Annotated in this window: 12 protein-coding genes and 1 riboswitch; of the genes, 10 read left to right on the forward strand and 2 right to left on the reverse strand. The window is 62.4% G+C overall.

The features are described 5' to 3' along the window. Nucleotides 1-22 precede the first annotated feature (22 nt). The 5 genes from metG (at nucleotide 23) to HMPREF3092_RS06850 (ending at nucleotide 7,320) form a co-directional block, all read left to right on the forward strand. A complete protein-coding gene (gene metG, locus HMPREF3092_RS06830) occupies nucleotides 23-1,603 on the forward strand; it encodes a methionine--tRNA ligase (RefSeq protein WP_070424316.1) in 1,581 nt (526 codons plus the stop codon). A gap of 5 nt (nucleotides 1,604-1,608) precedes the next feature. Further along, nucleotides 1,609-2,538 (forward strand): TatD family hydrolase, encoded by a 930-nt coding sequence (locus HMPREF3092_RS06835; RefSeq protein WP_070424317.1) that lies wholly within the window; start codon nucleotides 1,609-1,611, stop codon nucleotides 2,536-2,538. Between the two features lie 337 nt (nucleotides 2,539-2,875). Continuing rightward, nucleotides 2,876-3,169, forward strand: a complete 294-nt coding sequence (gene groES, locus HMPREF3092_RS06840) for a co-chaperone GroES (RefSeq protein WP_019176058.1) — start codon at nucleotides 2,876-2,878, stop codon at nucleotides 3,167-3,169. 82 nt (nucleotides 3,170-3,251) lie between these two features. Further along, a complete protein-coding gene (groL, locus tag HMPREF3092_RS06845) occupies nucleotides 3,252-4,838 on the forward strand; it encodes a chaperonin GroEL (RefSeq protein ID WP_070424318.1) in 1,587 nt (528 codons plus the stop codon). A gap of 415 nt (nucleotides 4,839-5,253) precedes the next feature. Next, on the forward strand, nucleotides 5,254-7,320 hold the full coding sequence (locus HMPREF3092_RS06850) for an acyltransferase family protein (protein ID WP_070424319.1): 2,067 nt from the start codon (nucleotides 5,254-5,256) through the stop codon (nucleotides 7,318-7,320). A gap of 33 nt (nucleotides 7,321-7,353) precedes the next feature. On the opposite strand, the gene HMPREF3092_RS06855 is transcribed toward HMPREF3092_RS06850, so the two are convergent. Further along, entirely contained in the window at nucleotides 7,354-8,637 is a 1,284-nt protein-coding gene (locus tag HMPREF3092_RS06855; protein ID WP_070424320.1) for an AMP-binding protein, read from the reverse strand. Nucleotides 8,638-8,773: 136 nt separating this feature from the next. Here HMPREF3092_RS06855 and HMPREF3092_RS06860 point away from each other — a divergent pair, with 136 nt between their 5' ends. After that, on the forward strand, nucleotides 8,774-9,814 hold the full coding sequence (locus HMPREF3092_RS06860) for a pseudouridine synthase (protein WP_070424321.1): 1,041 nt from the start codon (nucleotides 8,774-8,776) through the stop codon (nucleotides 9,812-9,814). Between the two features lie 77 nt (nucleotides 9,815-9,891). Here HMPREF3092_RS06860 and HMPREF3092_RS06865 read toward each other — a convergent pair whose 3' ends face one another. Then, complete coding sequence (locus HMPREF3092_RS06865; protein WP_070424341.1) at nucleotides 9,892-10,302, reverse strand: HsmA family protein; 411 nt, start codon at nucleotides 10,300-10,302, stop codon at nucleotides 9,892-9,894. A 250-nt stretch (nucleotides 10,303-10,552) separates the two neighbouring features. Between HMPREF3092_RS06865 and guaB the strand changes: the two genes are divergently transcribed. From guaB to thiD, 4 genes are all read left to right on the forward strand, one after another. After that, complete coding sequence (gene guaB, locus HMPREF3092_RS06870; RefSeq protein ID WP_070424322.1) at nucleotides 10,553-12,073, forward strand: IMP dehydrogenase; 1,521 nt, start codon at nucleotides 10,553-10,555, stop codon at nucleotides 12,071-12,073. A 226-nt stretch (nucleotides 12,074-12,299) separates the two neighbouring features. Then, a riboswitch (TPP riboswitch) is annotated at nucleotides 12,300-12,393 on the forward strand. Beyond that, nucleotides 12,381-13,238, forward strand: a complete 858-nt coding sequence (gene thiM, locus HMPREF3092_RS06875) for a hydroxyethylthiazole kinase (RefSeq protein ID WP_070424323.1) — start codon at nucleotides 12,381-12,383, stop codon at nucleotides 13,236-13,238. Its footprint overlaps the riboswitch before it by 13 nt. Beyond that, nucleotides 13,235-13,933, forward strand: coding sequence for a thiamine phosphate synthase (gene thiE / locus HMPREF3092_RS06880; RefSeq protein WP_070424324.1), 699 nt, complete (start codon nucleotides 13,235-13,237; stop codon nucleotides 13,931-13,933). The genes thiM and thiE overlap by 4 nt, the downstream gene beginning before the upstream one ends. Next, nucleotides 13,930-14,829: a bifunctional hydroxymethylpyrimidine kinase/phosphomethylpyrimidine kinase gene (thiD, locus tag HMPREF3092_RS06885; protein WP_070424325.1), complete on the forward strand. Its 900-nt coding sequence runs from the start codon at nucleotides 13,930-13,932 to the stop codon at nucleotides 14,827-14,829. Before thiE ends, thiD begins: the two co-directional genes overlap by 4 nt. The last annotated feature ends 49 nt before the right edge of the window (nucleotides 14,830-14,878 follow it).

Raw genomic sequence — 14,878 nt, forward strand, 5'->3', positions numbered from 1 at the left:
GTCCGGCCGTAGACTGTGCCACATGAGCTTCTACATGACCACGGCGATCGCCTACCCCAACGGCCAGCCGCACATCGGCCACGCATACGAATACATCGCAGCGGACACGATCGCGCGGTTCAAGCGCCTGGACGGCGAAAACACATTCTTCATGACCGGCACTGATGAACACGGTCTGAAAATGCAGCAGACAGCTCAGAAAGAGGGCATCAGCACCCGCGAACTCGCCGACCTCAACGCTGCGAAGTTCAAGAAGCTTCACGACGACCTCAACAGCAGCTACGACCGATTCATCCGCACCACGGACGAAGACCACATCAAGGCCAGCCAGTTCATCTGGCAGAAAATGGTCGATGCCGGCGACATCTACCTAGACAAGTACGCCGGCTGGTACTCCGTGCGGGACGAGGCGTACTACGCAGACGACGAAACCACGGTGCGCGAAGACGGTGTCCGTGTTGCAGTGGGCACGGGCACGGAAGTCGAATGGACAGAAGAAGAGTCCTACTTCTTCCGTCTGTCGGCCTACCAGGACAAACTGCTCAAGCTCTATGAAGAGCACCCCGAATACGTAGGCCCGGACAGCCGCCGCAACGAAGTCATCGGGTTCGTGTCGCAGGGACTGCAGGACCTTTCGATTTCGCGCACCACGTTTGACTGGGGTGTGCCGGTTCCAGGCGATGACAAGCACGTCATGTACGTGTGGGTTGACGCGCTGACCAACTACCTGACCGGCGTGGGCTACCCGGACGCCGAATCCGAATCGTTCCGCGAATTCTGGCCCGCCGACGTGCACATCATCGGCAAAGACATCCTGCGCTTCCATGCGGTCTACTGGCCGGCATTCCTCATGAGTGCGGGTGTTGAACTGCCCAAGCGCGTTCACGCGCACGGCTTCCTGTTCAACAAGGGCGAAAAGATGTCCAAGTCGATCGGCAACGTGGTCGACCCCTACGACCTCATCGACAGCTTCGGCCTGGACACCCTGCGCTACTTTGTGCTGCGGGAAATCTCCTACGGCCAGGACGGTTCGTACTCCGCCGAAGGCATCATTTCGCGCAAGAACGCAGACCTCGCCAACGAATACGGCAACCTTGCGCAGCGTTCACTTTCGATGGTCGCGAAGAACCTCGGCGGTATTGTGCCGGACGTTTCTGACGACGAATTCACTGACGACGACCGTGAACTCCTGGAAGCCGCTGCCGCGCTGCTGGACAAAGCGCGTTCGGAAGTCCAGCTGCAGGAACTTCACCGCTACGTGGGCGCCCTGTGGCGAGTTCTTGAAGCCGCCAACCGCTACTTCTCGGCACAAGAACCGTGGAAGCTGCGCAAAACAGACGAACGCCGCATGGCGGTTGTGCTCTACACAACGCTGGAAGTTCTGCGCCGCGTAACCATCCTGGTCCAGCCGATCATGCCCGAATCCGCATCCAAGGTCCTTGATCTTCTGGGTGTGGAAGCCGGTAAGGCTGAAGCGGGTGCACACAACATCGAAGCCGGCGACCCGCGCAGCTTCGCCGCTCTGGACGAACGCCTGGCAGGCGGCACTGAGCTTCCCAAACCCGAACCCGTGTTCCCCAAATACGTCGAACCGGAGGACTGATAAGCGTGGCCTCACGCGCAGCGGGAGAGTACCCGGACGTACCCGAACGATTGGCAGCGCCCGGTGTTGACTCCCACACCCACCTGGACATCTGCACCGGCGTGCGCCTGCCGCTGAAGGCCGGCGAAGTCATCGCAGAAGACGTCGTGCCCGGCGAAGACGAACAGTTCCCGCCGCTGTCGTTCTTCTACGAATCCGCCATGGCGGCCGGCATCGAACGAGTAGTCCAGATCGGATGCAACCTGCCGGCCGCCCGCTGGACGGCCGACATCGTGGCCTCCGAAGCCGAAGATGGAAGGCCCTGGCTGCTGGGTGGAGTCGCTCTGCACCCCAACGAAGCTCCCACGCTTGCCCGCGCAGGGCAGCTGGACGAAGCCCTGGCGGAAATCGACGAACTCGCCGGGCGCGAACGCGTGCGGGTTGTCGGCGAAACCGGGCTCGACTACTTCCGCACCGACGCATCCGACAGCGCCGACATGGACGCGCAGAAGGAATCCTTCCGCGCGCACATCGAAATCGCCAAGCGCCGCGGTCTCGCCCTGCAGATTCACGACCGTGAAGCACACCAGGATGTCCTCGACACCCTGGCCGAAGTCGGTGCGCCAGACGTCACCATCCTCCACTGCTTCTCCGGGGATGTTGACATGGCCGAAGAATGCGCTCGCCGCGGATACTTCATGTCCTTTGCCGGCAACATCACGTTCAAAAACGCTGCCGGGCTGCGCGAAGCAGCGGCGGTCGTGCCGGACGAACTCCTGTTGACTGAAACCGACGCGCCGTTCCTCACACCCCACCCACACCGCGGCAAGCCCGGCGGGCCGTATCTCGCTGCACTCAACGCGCGCAAACTGGCCGAAGTTCGCGGAGTATCTGAAGGGCACATTGCGAACATCACCACCGCCAACGCGCTGCGGGCAATAGGGGAGTGGGCCTGAACTGACGAGCATCCGCTGTCTTGCATGGAGTGACCACCAGGCGGCCAGATGTGCTTGGTTAGCACTCCGCTTGACCGAGTGCCAGGCGCAGACTACAGTCTGAATTAGCACCTGAGTGGTGCGAGTGCTAATCGCTGAACAATGAGCTGAGCACAGGGCTCAGCCGAAAACCTCAGCACACCGCACTCGTCAAGGACCGTTCCAGCCGGCACCCGCGACGACGGCAGGAAACAGACCAAAGCAGGCGGCGCCTCGTCAGAAGACAGCGTCCCAGCTGTCCCCTCCGCTCAAGTTGAACACAGCAACCTTCATACAACTGATCGAAGGAGTTTCCTCCATGTCGGTGAACATCAAGCCGCTTGAAGACCGGATCGTCGTCCGCCAGGTCGAAGCCGAACAGACCACTGCCTCCGGCCTCGTCATCCCGGACACCGCAAAGGAAAAGCCGCAGGAAGGCGAAGTCGTCGCAGTCGGACCCGGCCGCGTTGCCGAAAACGGTACCCGCGTGCCCGTCGACGTCGAAGTCGGCGACAAGGTCATCTACTCCAAGTACGGCGGCACCGAAGTCAAGTACGCAGGCGCAGAGTACCTGGTGCTCTCGGCTCGCGATGTCCTCGCAGTCATCGCCTGATCACTTCCGCACCCACAGCAACCGCCGCCTGACGGGCGGCGCTTGCCGTACAGGCAACGGCTTACAGAAAGAGAAGTGAACCATGGCTAAGACCCTTCTGTTCGACGACGAAGCCCGCAAGGCACTCGAAAAGGGCGTCAACGTTCTGGCCGACACCGTCAAAGTGACGCTGGGACCCAAGGGCCGCAACGTCGTCCTCGACAAGGCGTGGGGCGCACCCACCATCACCAACGACGGTGTGACCATCGCCCGCGAAGTCGAACTCAACGACTCCTACGAAAACCTCGGCGCACAGCTGGCCAAGGAAGTCGCCACCAAGACCAACGACGTCGCAGGTGACGGCACCACCACCGCAACCGTTCTCGCACAGGCACTCGTGTCCGAAGGCCTGCGCAACGTTGCCGCCGGTGCAGCCCCCGGCCAGCTCAAGGCCGGCATCGAAGCAGCAGTCGCAGCTGTTGAAGCTCGTCTGCTCGAAATCGCTCGCGACGTTTCCGGTTCCAAGGAAATCGCACACGTCGCAGCACTGTCGGCACAGTCGGAAGAAATCGGCGAACTGATCGCCGACGCCTTCGACAAGGTCGGCAAGGACGGCGTCATCACGATTGACGAATCGCAGGCCTCTGCGGTTGAGCTCGAATTCACCGAAGGCATGCAGTTCGACAAGGGCTACCTGTCGCCGTACTTCATCACCGATGCAGACCGCCAGGAAGCAGTGCTCGAGGACCCCTACATCCTCATCAACCAGGGCAAGATCTCGAACATCCAGGACCTCCTGCCGGTGCTCGAAAAGGTTCAGCAGGCATCCAAGCCGCTGCTGATCATCGCCGAAGACGTCGAAGGCGAAGCTCTGTCGACCCTGGTTGTCAACAAGATGCGCGGCATCCTCAATGTCGCTGCCGTCAAGGCTCCCGGCTTCGGCGACCGCCGCAAGGCAATCCTGGAAGACCTCGCAGTCCTCACCGGCGGCGAAGTCATCACCCCGGACATGGGCATGAAGCTCGAACAGGCCACCCTGGAACAGCTCGGCACCGCACGCACCGTCACCGTGACCAAGGACAACACCACGGTCGTCAACGGCGGCGGAGCAGACGAAGCTGTTGCCGGTCGCGTCGCCCAGATTCGCGCTGAGGTCGAAAAGACCGACTCCGAATGGGACCGCGAAAAGCTGCAGGAACGCCTGGCTAAGCTGGCCGGCGGCGTTGCCGTCATCAAGGTCGGTGCTGCCACCGAAGTTGAGCTCAAGGAACGCAAGCACCGCGTCGAAGACGCAGTCGCTGCTACCCGTGCAGCCATCGAAGAAGGCATCGTCGCCGGTGGCGGTACCGCACTCGTGCACGCATCCGCTGCAGCCGAAGGCCTCGGCCTCGAAGGCGATGCTGCCACAGGTGCGGACATCGTGCGCCGCGCTGTGCGTCAGCCGCTTCGCTGGATTGCCGAAAACGCCGGACAGGACGGCTTCGTCGTTGTCTCCAAGGTCGAAGAACTCGAACTCGGCGAGGGCTACAACGCTGCTACCGGCGAATACGGCGACCTCATCGGCAAGGGTGTCATCGACCCGGTCAAGGTCACCCGTTCGGCACTGCGCAACGCAGCATCGATCGCAGCACTGGTTCTCACCACCGAATCGCTGGTTGTCGAGAAGCAGGAAGAAGACGAAGAAGACTGATCGTCTAGCTGAGGCTCGAACTTCGGTTTGAGCTCAGTGAACGAAGGGCGGATGGAGACTCTCCATCCGCCCTTCGTCATTTTTAAGCCGAGTTGCGTGCAGGTTTTTGGGGTCGCCCCACCCGTTAGCAACAGAAACTCCCATTAGCAGTCCGGCTAACGGGAGTTTCTGTTGCTAACGGGAGTTTTTGTGCCAATGGCAGGGGCAGCTCGAAAGAAGAACGAGGTGGATCTCGGCTTCCAGCCCAACGCATCCCAAGTGGCAACTGTTAGTTCACTTGTCTGCAACTCGCAGCCGGCAGAGTAATTGAATTGGCGTTCAGCCTTTACCAAAATCGAGTAAGTCGAGACATGCCGTAGACGTCGAGTAGAGATGAAAGTTCGCTGCTGTGAATACGCCGGTGCGAGTATCGTCAATGCTGAGTGTCCCCGAACGCAGATTCCGTCCTGAACTTCACGGAGTCCGCGGACTTGCGCTGCTCGGCGTTGTACTCTTCCACCTGTTCGGCCAAGGTCGAATCTCCGGCGGCATCGACATCTTTCTGGCAATCACCGGCTTTCTCTTCGTTGGCATGCTCCTGCGGGAGCTGAACAGCACCGGCCGGATCAACCTGACAAAATACTTCGGCCGACTATTCAGACGAATATTCGTGCCGGCGGCCCTCGTCATTGGTGTGACGGCTGTTGCTGCCTTCTTCATCCTGCCGAAAACCGACCACCAGCAGATATTCGCGGAAGCGCGGGCATCGCTTCTGTACGCCGAGAACTTTGAGCTCATCCGCTCACAGCTGGCTTATGGTGCAGCGGGCCCACAGACCTCGCTGTACCAGCACTTCTGGTCCCTGTCCGTACAGGGACAGTTCTATGTAGGACTCCCAATTTTCTTTGCCCTCGTGGCGATCATTGCAGGTGCCACTCGGCGCATGCGTTTAGTGAAGACAACCGCCCTAGCGCTCACCGGCGTACTGGTCGCCTCACTGCTGTGGGCCATCATCCAGGGGCACTACGCGCAAGACGAAGCGTATCTGTCGACGTGGACCCGCCTGTGGGAGTTCGCCTTCGGCGGGCTTGTGGCCCTTGTTCTTGACCGCATCCAGCTGAACATCAGGTGGAGGTTTGCTGCCGGGTGGATTGGTCTTGTCATGATCGCGGCCACCGGCTTTGTCTTCGATGGCGGACAGGTGTTCCCCGGCCCGTGGGCGCTGTGGCCGCTAGTGGGGTGGCTGCTCGTGATGATCGCGGGTGACCTCAGCGGCACCTCGGTAGAAAGGTTCTCGTCCTCGAGGTTCCTCACATCAGCCCCCGTGCGGTGGTTTGCCGACCGGTCCTATGGCATCTACCTGTGGCACTGGCCGGTGCTCATCTTCTACCTGAACATCAAAGACCAGCCTGCCGCCGGCATCAGGGGAGCAGCGGTCGTCTTCGTCATTGCAGTCGTGCTGGCAGGGCTGACCTACCGGGGTATTGAGCAGCGCTTGGCCCCGCGGTCAACATCCCGCATCGGCGGAGTGTTCAAACGCAACAAGGTGATGATCTCCGCGGGTGCAGCGGCGATGCTGGTGGGTGCGCTCGTCATCACCCCGCTGACTCAAGCGAACACGAGCGTCGAAGCCCACGCAGCATACGACGACCTCGATTCGGATACATACCCCGGTGCTGACATTGCGTTTTGGGATGACAACCGTGAGCTGCCCGAAGCAGATGTTTTCCCGGCACCTGAAGATGCTGGAGCCTTCGTGGCGCCCTACTTCCAGCAGGGCTGCGAACAGCGGTGGGGCGATGACCCGGGCACTGACGAAGTTCTGGTCTGTGAGGACGAGGATGCTCCGTCGCAGCCGACAGCAACAATTGCTCTGGCCGGTGGGTCCTTCGCAGGGCATTGGGAGACGACATTCAAGAGCCTCGCCAAGAAGTACGGTTGGGAAGTACTCGTACTCGACAAGGGCGGCTGCCCCTTGGGCGGTGAACCCTCCCCAGACTCAATGTGCGGCAAGTACAACGAAAACCTCATCGAATGGCTCGATGACAACGACGTCGACCTTGTAGTCACATCGGGCTCCCGCACGGACGAACAGGAGGATGAAGAGTACATCCTGGACCGAGCCCCCGACTGGTGGGAGCAGATCACTGACGCTGGCGCAAAGCTGATGCTCATGCGAGCCGCGCCGAAAGACGACAACCTGAACATTCCTCGGTGCATATCCGGTGGCGGCGCACCACAGGAATGCGGCATCGAAAAGAAATGGCTCGACGAAGACCCGCAGACAGACCTTCCTGAGGGTGCCTATTCCCTGGACATGAAGGAATACATCTGCCCCGCCATAGATGATCCCAGCAAGGAGAACTGCGATGCGGTGGTGGGCAACATTCTGACCAGCTACGACAACGGCCACTTCACCGTGCCATTCGCTCAGTCCCTAGCGCACGGGCTGGAAAAGGAAATGCGGGAAGACTTCGACTGGCTGCTGCAGCAGCCCAGCTGACGAACCAGGCTTCGGCTCGGGTCAGACGGCCACTCAGACCAGGTGAATCCGGCCTTCGGCGTCAACGCGGGCAGCAACTCCGGTGCGCAGCCATTCGCCGTCATGTGAATCGGCGGTCGCAATCGGATTGCGCCAAAAGTTCTTCAGCAGGCCTGGACCGCGCAGCTGCAGTTCACCACGCGCACCCTCACCATCAGCTGAACCGGCACCAGCAGAACCAGCCGAATCCCGGCCCGGCACCTCGTCAGGAGCGACCCCGCCCATGGCGGTGCCGGTACCGTCGGCAACTCGGACATCAATGCCGGTGCCCTGCTCAGGAGAGCCCACAGACCCAGGAGCCTTCACAATGTCCTGGGCTGTGACCAGCAGACCAACACCGGCGGCAGCACCGGGGGAGTACAAGCCGAAGAAGTGCTTAGCCCTGTAGGCGCGCGCAATCTCAGCACCCACCCGCGGTGACGACACATTGCCGAGCACAAAAATCCGCTCAATGTCACCCGGAGCAAAACCAGCAGACGTCGCGCCGGGAAGAGAAGCAAGAAGTGCGGCCTCGGTGCCGGTGACAACCGTCGAACCGGCTTTCTGCACGAGCGAAGCCGCAGAGCCAGGCTGCGGATCAGCTGACAGCACGACCGCAGCCCCCAAGGACAGAGGCGTCAGAATCGACGTGTGCAGAACCGCTGGGTTCCACAGGGGCGAGGCGGTCTGCACAACGTCATAGCCGTCAATCCCCATGGCCTGCGCAACAGCGGGCTGCGCTTCAGCCAAACCAGCGTGGGTGAAAACAGCACCCCGTGGAATCCCATCAACAAGATCGATGTACTGAATGAGTGCAGTCGCCGCGTCTTCGTATTCAGCTTCCGTGTACGGGTCGACAGCATCAACCGCAGTTTCAAACACCGAGCCGCCACGGCCACCACGACCAGCGCCACCGCGCCCGGCATCGGACACAATCCACTCAATGCCCAGGTCAACGCGTTTGGCGGCCTTCCACAGTTCTGCGGAAACAAGCGCAACCTCAATGCCCGCGTGGCTGATGACCGCTTCGAGGTCATCCGAATCCATCTTCGGATCCAAAGGAACGGGGATAGCGCCCACGTACCACGCGCCGAACAGCGTGTACACGGCCGAAGCGCTGTTGAGCGTCATCACGCCAATACGGTCGCCGGGAAACACCTGATGAGCGGCTAGCACAGCAGCCGCCCGCCGTGCCCTATCGTCCAGCTGCGCGTAAGTCACACGCTCTGACGGAGTGACCAGCGCGATGCGGTCCCCGTGGTCGGAAACAACGTTCTGCAGCATGGTGGTGAGCTTCACAGCTTCTCCTGTCGATAAAATCCCGGCCCGGTCGACTTTATCGTGAATACGCCGACTTCGCGCCCCCTTTTCTCATATCCGCCCGGTACAGGTATGAATGGGGGTGGTGCCCACCCCGAGCCCCCAGGAGGTTGCGATGCGAAGTCCTCTTCCGCCTCGTGAGGGGATCAGCGCAACCCGCCTGCGCGCTCCCGGTGGGAAGCAGACCTCGGCAAAAGCCCACCTTCCAGTCCCAGAAACGGTCGAGGCCTGGCTGGCCCAGGAGTTCCCCGACCATTCGCCCCAGGACCGCGCCTGGCTCACCGAGCACCCGAACGGCGGCTGCCTGACCGACGAAACCGGCCGCCCCGCAGGCCCGGACGACCCCGTCATCCCCGGCGGCTTCTACTTCTTCCACCGTCCGGTCCCGCACGAAGATCCCGTCCCGTTCGACCTCACCGTGCTCTACGAAGACCGCGACATCGTGGTGGTCGACAAACCGCACTTCCTCGCTTCGACCCCCAACGGCCGCTTTGTCCGCCAATCCGCGGTGACCCGCCTGCGCATAGAACTGAACGAACCCGACCTTGTGGCCGTCCACCGACTGGACCGTGTGACCGCCGGGCTGCTGCTGTTCTCCCGCCGGCCCGAAACCCGAGGCGCCTACCAAGTCCTCTTCCAAAACCGCCGCGTGCACAAAACCTACCGGGCGCTCGCCTGGCTGCCGGACGGCTTCGACCCCCACACTCTGCCGGCCGTCCGTCGCACCCGCCTGCACAAAACCAAAGGCGATCGCCAAGTGGTCGAAATTTCCGGTGCGCCCAACACAGAAACCCGGCTGCGGTTCGAGGGTGTTCGCGGCCGGGCTGCTCGCCGGCTCCCGCCGGACTCGGCACCGGTCGTAGGGCCGGAGGCCTCACTCCCAAATCACGAGGCGGAGCTCACCTCAATCGGCGAGTTCGCCTTAGAACCGGTCACCGGGAAAACCCATCAGCTGCGCGTACACCTCAATGGGCTGGGTGTGCCGATGGTGGGTGATCCCGTTTACCCGGCTGACTGGGCGCCGGACCCGTACGACTTTTCCGATCCGCTGCAGCTGGTGGCAGACGGGCTTCGGTTTCTTGATCCGCTCAGCGGGAAAGCGCGGGAGTTCCAGTCGAACTTCCCACTCAGCGTGCCCACGGGGCTGGCTCGGTGAGAACGGCGTGGTGAGCGGCGCCTCGTAAGCCGGACCGGTACCTCGTCAGCCGGCCCTGCACCTCGTCAGCCGCACGCTCACGCGACCATTGAGGAGATCATTCCGGTCAGGTAGGGCACCAGCCAGATGGCCCACACAGTCACGGAGAACTTGTGGAAGATGGCCTTGGCGCGTTCGGTGCCCTTGATCATCACAATGAGCGCCCAGAAGAAGTGCACCGCCATGAGGATCAGCGCAATCAGGCCGGTGATCGCCATGGTGATCGACAGGATCTGGGCGAGAGAACCATCGGGGGCGTTCGACATTGTCGAATTGCCTGCGGCGGCAATGCGGCGCATGACCTCGGTGCCGGAAGCATCGAATAGCAGACCCAGTCCGAACAGGGCCACGTGCGGCCAGGTGAGGGTCTTCTTCAGCCGCTCGGCCCACACGCCGATCGTGTAGAAAACCAGTGCCAGTGAAATGAGGACAATCGCAAGAATCAGCATGCCTTCAGCCTCGCGCGTTCCTACTTTCTGCACATCGCGCAGAAAGCTGAACTTGGGGTCATACTTTCGGCTGATTCTGCGCGTGAGCGGCACCAAGCGCACCGCCCACATGACCATCCAACCCGCGCCGCTTACGCGTGCGCGAACCCCTTAGGATAGGTTCAGAAAAAAGCCGCGGACGGCAGGCACGTGTCAAGCACATGTCCCGCGCACATCAGGCGGCAGCGGTCCAACCGGAGGAAGGGTTCTCGTGCCAGAGGTTCACCAGCATTTCAAAGACGCAGAAGATCCGTTTTCGCTTACCGGCTTGACCTATGACGACGTCCTGCTGCTGCCGGGCGACACCGATGTCATCCCGTCGGAAGCTTCGACGAAAACCCGGCTGACGCGCGAACTCGACATCGCGGTTCCGCTGGTCTCAGCCGCTATGGACACGGTGACGGAATCCCGCATGGCAATCGCCATGGCCCGCTTCGGCGGTCTGGGCATCATTCACCGCAACCTGTCGAAAGAAGACCAGGCTGCCCAGGTCGACTACGTCAAGCGCTCCGAATCCGGCATGATCACCGACCCGGTGACGATCACCGCCGAAAAGTCGCTCGAAGAACTCGACTACATGTGTGGCCAGTACCGCATTTCCGGCCTGCCCGTGGTTGACGACGATGACACGCTGGTCGGCATCATCACCAACCGCGACCTCCGCTTTGTGCCGCGCTCTGACTTCGCCACCACCACGGTCGGCGAAATCATGACCAAGATGCCGCTCATCACCGCCCCGCACGATGTCTCGGCTGAAAAGGCCTACGAACTTCTGGCAGAGCACAAGATCGAAAAGCTCCCGCTGGTTGACGAAAACAACAAAATCCAGGGCCTCATCACGGTCAAGGACTTCGTCAAGCGCGACGAATACCCCGACGCTTCCAAGGACGGCGAAGGCCGCCTGATGGTGGGTGCTGCGGTCGGCTTCTACGGCGATGCCTTTGAGCGCGCAGGCCTTCTGGCCGAAGCTGGTGTCGACGTCCTCGTGGTCGACACCGCCAACGGCCACGCCCGCGGTGTGACAGACATGATCAAGTCGCTGAAGAAAGACCCGGCGTTCAAGGACGTGCAGGTCATCGGCGGCAATGTGGCTACCCGCGCAGGCGCTCAGGCACTCATCGACGCCGGCGCCGACGCCATCAAGGTGGGTGTGGGCCCGGGCTCCATCTGCACCACGCGCGTTGTCGCAGGTGTGGGCGTCCCACAGGTCACCGCCATCAACCTGGCCTACCAGGCAGCCCGCGAAGCCGATGTCCCGGTGATCGGCGATGGTGGCCTGCAGTACTCCGGTGACATCGGCAAGGCTCTTGTCGCCGGTGCTGATTCGGTCATGCTCGGTTCGCTGCTGGCCGGCTGTGAGGAAAGCCCCGGCGAACTCGTCCTGGTCAACGGCAAGCAGTACAAGGCCTACCGCGGCATGGGATCGCTGGGCGCGATGGCTCCGCGCAAGGGCAAGTCCTACTCGAAGGACCGCTACTTCCAGGCTGATGTCGCCACCGACACCGACCTCATTCCGGAAGGCATTGAGGGCCGCGTGTCCTACCGCGGTCCGCTGCGCCAGGTGGCCTACCAGCTGACCGGCGGCCTGCGCCAGACCATGTTCTACGTGGGTGCCCGCTCGATTCGGGAACTGAAGGAAAAGGGCCAGTTCGTACGCCTGACCACGGCCGGTCTGAAGGAAAGCCACCCGCACGACATTCAGATCACCCAGGAAGCACCTAACTACCACTGATCCGCCGCAGCCTGACCGGCTGTCGCTTGTGAACATCCGCTGTGCGCCCGCGCCTCTGGCCGGGCGCACAGCTGTTTTTGTGGGTTTTTCTCACGAGGCGGAGGTCGCGGTTCTCGAGCCTGCTGGGCTGGTCTGTCGGCTGGTCTGCGGACCAGTCTGTGGCGGAGCGGGATTGTGCCGTGGCTCTGCGCCATGCGCTTGTGTCAGTGGTGGGTGTTAGGGTGAGCGTAGTGACACGGGGTGCCGTAATACAGCGGCTGAGATTAACCCGTTGAACCTGTGTGGTTAGGACCAGCGAAGGGATGTCATGGAACTCAAAGACTATGCGGGCACGCTGCTTGAGTCTCTGCGTGAGCGCACGCCTTTAGTGCACTGCATTGTGAACACGGTTGTTCAGCAGTTCGCCGCGAATGTGCTCTTGGCGGCCGGTGCCAGCCCCGCCATGATCGACCACGAAGCCGATGCCGCTGATTTCGCCGGCATTGCCGATGGTCTGCTCATCAATTTCGGCACCCCAACGTCGCACCAGTACCTGTCAGCTGACGCTGCCATCGACACCTTCAACCAGGCCGGCAAGCCGTGGGTTCTCGACCCCGTGGGCTTTGGGATCTCAGCGCACCGCACTTCCCGGATTGTGCGCGCACTGAACAGCGGCCCGGCGGTTGTGCGCGGCAACGCCTCGGAGGTCATCGGCCTGGCACAGCAGTCCGGCAGCGCCCGCGGAACCGACTCAACGCACTCAGTTGACGACGCCCTCGGCGCAGCTGCCAGCCTCGCCCAGACCGGTATCGTCGCCGCTGTTTCTGGGGAATCCGACGCCATTGTCTTTGCCGACGATTCCGGCACGCACACTGTGACAATCACCGGCGGCTGCCCCTATATGCCCAGCGTCATCGGCACGGGGTGCTCGCTCGGAGCGCTCACCGCCGCATACGCGGCAGCAGCCGCCCACACCCCGCAGACACAGGACCTCAGCCATCAGGCGAGGACCGGCATGGCCGCAGCGACTGCGCACCTGCACTTCACCTCGGCCGCCCAGTCAGCGCACAAAAGAGCCAATGGGCCCGGCACATTTGCCGCGCACTTCCTCGACGGCCTCTACGCTGCCCGGCCTGAAGACCTAGCCCGGATCCAGACCACGTGGACAACAGGAGGAACCGCATGAGCGCACCACTGGGCCGCCTGTCCGAATACAGCACCGACCTCTACCTGGTGACCGACACGGCGATGGCCGAAAGTGTTGGCCGCACAGTTGCCGACACCGTCGCCCAGACGATTGCAGGGGGAGTGGGCATTGTGCAGGTGCGTGACAAGCACATTGACGACGCCGGCTTCGAAAAGCTGACGGTGAGTGTGCTCGATGCTGTTCAGCAGGCCCGTGAGGAACACGGCATCCAAACCGAAATCCCCGTTTTCGTCAATGATCGCGTCGATGTCGCCGCCCGCCTGCTGGAGCAAGGCCGGAAAGTCCACGTGCACGTCGGCCAGGGCGACATGTCAGCAGACGATGTTCGCCAGCGCATCGGTGCGGAACCGCTGCTGGGAGTTTCAGCCCAAGAACCCGAACACTTTGAACGCGCCCGCAGTCAGGCCGTCGATCTGCTGGGCATTGGTCCGGTGTATACAACCCAGACCAAAGAGACCGGACGCAGTGCCATCGGCCCTGACGGCTTCCGGGAACGTGCGGAAAAGGCAGGCCTGCCCGCTTTTGCCATCGGCGGCATCAAAGACCACAACGCGGCAGCTCTGCGCGGCACGGGCGCTGCGGGAATCTGCGTCGTATCAGCCATCATGACCGCACCCGACCCAGCGGCGGCCGCACGCAGCATTCTTTCGGCTTACACAGGAGAAAACTCATGACCGCAACCGGCCCTCGTCCTCCCGTCGCCGTCACGATCGCCGGCACCGACCCGTCCGGTGGTGCAGGAATCCAGGCGGACCTCAAAACCTTCACCGCGCGCGGCGCCTACGGGGCCAGCATCATCACCGCCCTCGTCGCACAGAACACCCACGGGGTCAGCCGCATCTACGAAATCGACCACGACTTCGTGATCGACCAGTTCGATTCGGTCGTCGACGACATCCACGTTGATGCCACCAAGTCCGGCATGCTCGGCACACCCGAACTCGTGCAGACAACAGCCGACTACGCGGCGGCTGGGCGTCTGGGCTTCCTCGTGGTCGACCCCGTCATGGTCGCCACATCCGGGCACCGACTGCTGGCAGAAAACGCCATCGATGCGGTGCGCACGGTTCTGCTGCCGCAGGCCGGCCTCATCACCCCCAACCTGCCGGAAGCCGCACTTCTGCTGGGCGATGACGAACCCGAAGCCGGCACCCCCGCACAGATGCGCGAACAGGCCGCCCGCCTGCTGAAAATGGGCCCGAAAGCCGTGCTCCTCAAGGGCGGCCACGGGGCAGACGACATCGTCACCGACATCCTCGCGGTTGCCGAAGACGACGACATCGCGTGGCGCGAATTCAGCCACCCGCGCGTCTTTTCACCCAACACCCACGGCACCGGCTGCACACTGTCGGCCGCCATCGCAGCTGAAGTCGCCCACCGCCGGCACGCCCTGGCTCAGGCGGGCGAAGACCCGGACGGCGCCTCGACAGGGGAGCAGCTGGGCGACGCCGTCGGTGCGGCGCTCGACTACCTGGCCCGCGCCATCGGCAGTGCAGCCGACTGGCAACTGGCGCTGAACCCCGACGGCGCACACGGACCGGTCGACCACATCGTCGACATCACCCGCTGAGAACAGCGGCGCTGTCGGCAGTGTCGGCAGCAGCACTGCCCGCAGAACC

The organism is Brevibacterium sp. HMSC24B04 (assembly GCF_001806835.1).
In the GTDB taxonomy this organism is placed as follows: Bacteria; Actinomycetota; Actinomycetes; order Actinomycetales; family Brevibacteriaceae; genus Brevibacterium; species Brevibacterium ravenspurgense.

Bases quoted from the DNA above. Each gene is read 5' to 3' on its own strand.
- metG (WP_070424316.1), top strand. From the start codon at position 23: ATGAGCTTCTACATGACCACGGCGATCGCCTACCCCAACGGCCAGCCG.
- groES (WP_019176058.1), top strand. From the start codon at position 2,876: ATGTCGGTGAACATCAAGCCGCTTGAAGACCGGATCGTCGTCCGCCAG.
- groL (WP_070424318.1), top strand. From the start codon at position 3,252: ATGGCTAAGACCCTTCTGTTCGACGACGAAGCCCGCAAGGCACTCGAA.
- HMPREF3092_RS06850 (WP_070424319.1), top strand. From the start codon at position 5,254: ATGCTGAGTGTCCCCGAACGCAGATTCCGTCCTGAACTTCACGGAGTC.
- HMPREF3092_RS06860 (WP_070424321.1), top strand. From the start codon at position 8,774: ATGCGAAGTCCTCTTCCGCCTCGTGAGGGGATCAGCGCAACCCGCCTG.
- HMPREF3092_RS06865 (WP_070424341.1), bottom strand. From the start codon at position 10,302: ATGCTGATTCTTGCGATTGTCCTCATTTCACTGGCACTGGTTTTCTAC.
- thiM (WP_070424323.1), top strand. From the start codon at position 12,381: ATGGAACTCAAAGACTATGCGGGCACGCTGCTTGAGTCTCTGCGTGAG.
- thiE (WP_070424324.1), top strand. From the start codon at position 13,235: ATGAGCGCACCACTGGGCCGCCTGTCCGAATACAGCACCGACCTCTAC.
- thiD (WP_070424325.1), top strand. From the start codon at position 13,930: ATGACCGCAACCGGCCCTCGTCCTCCCGTCGCCGTCACGATCGCCGGC.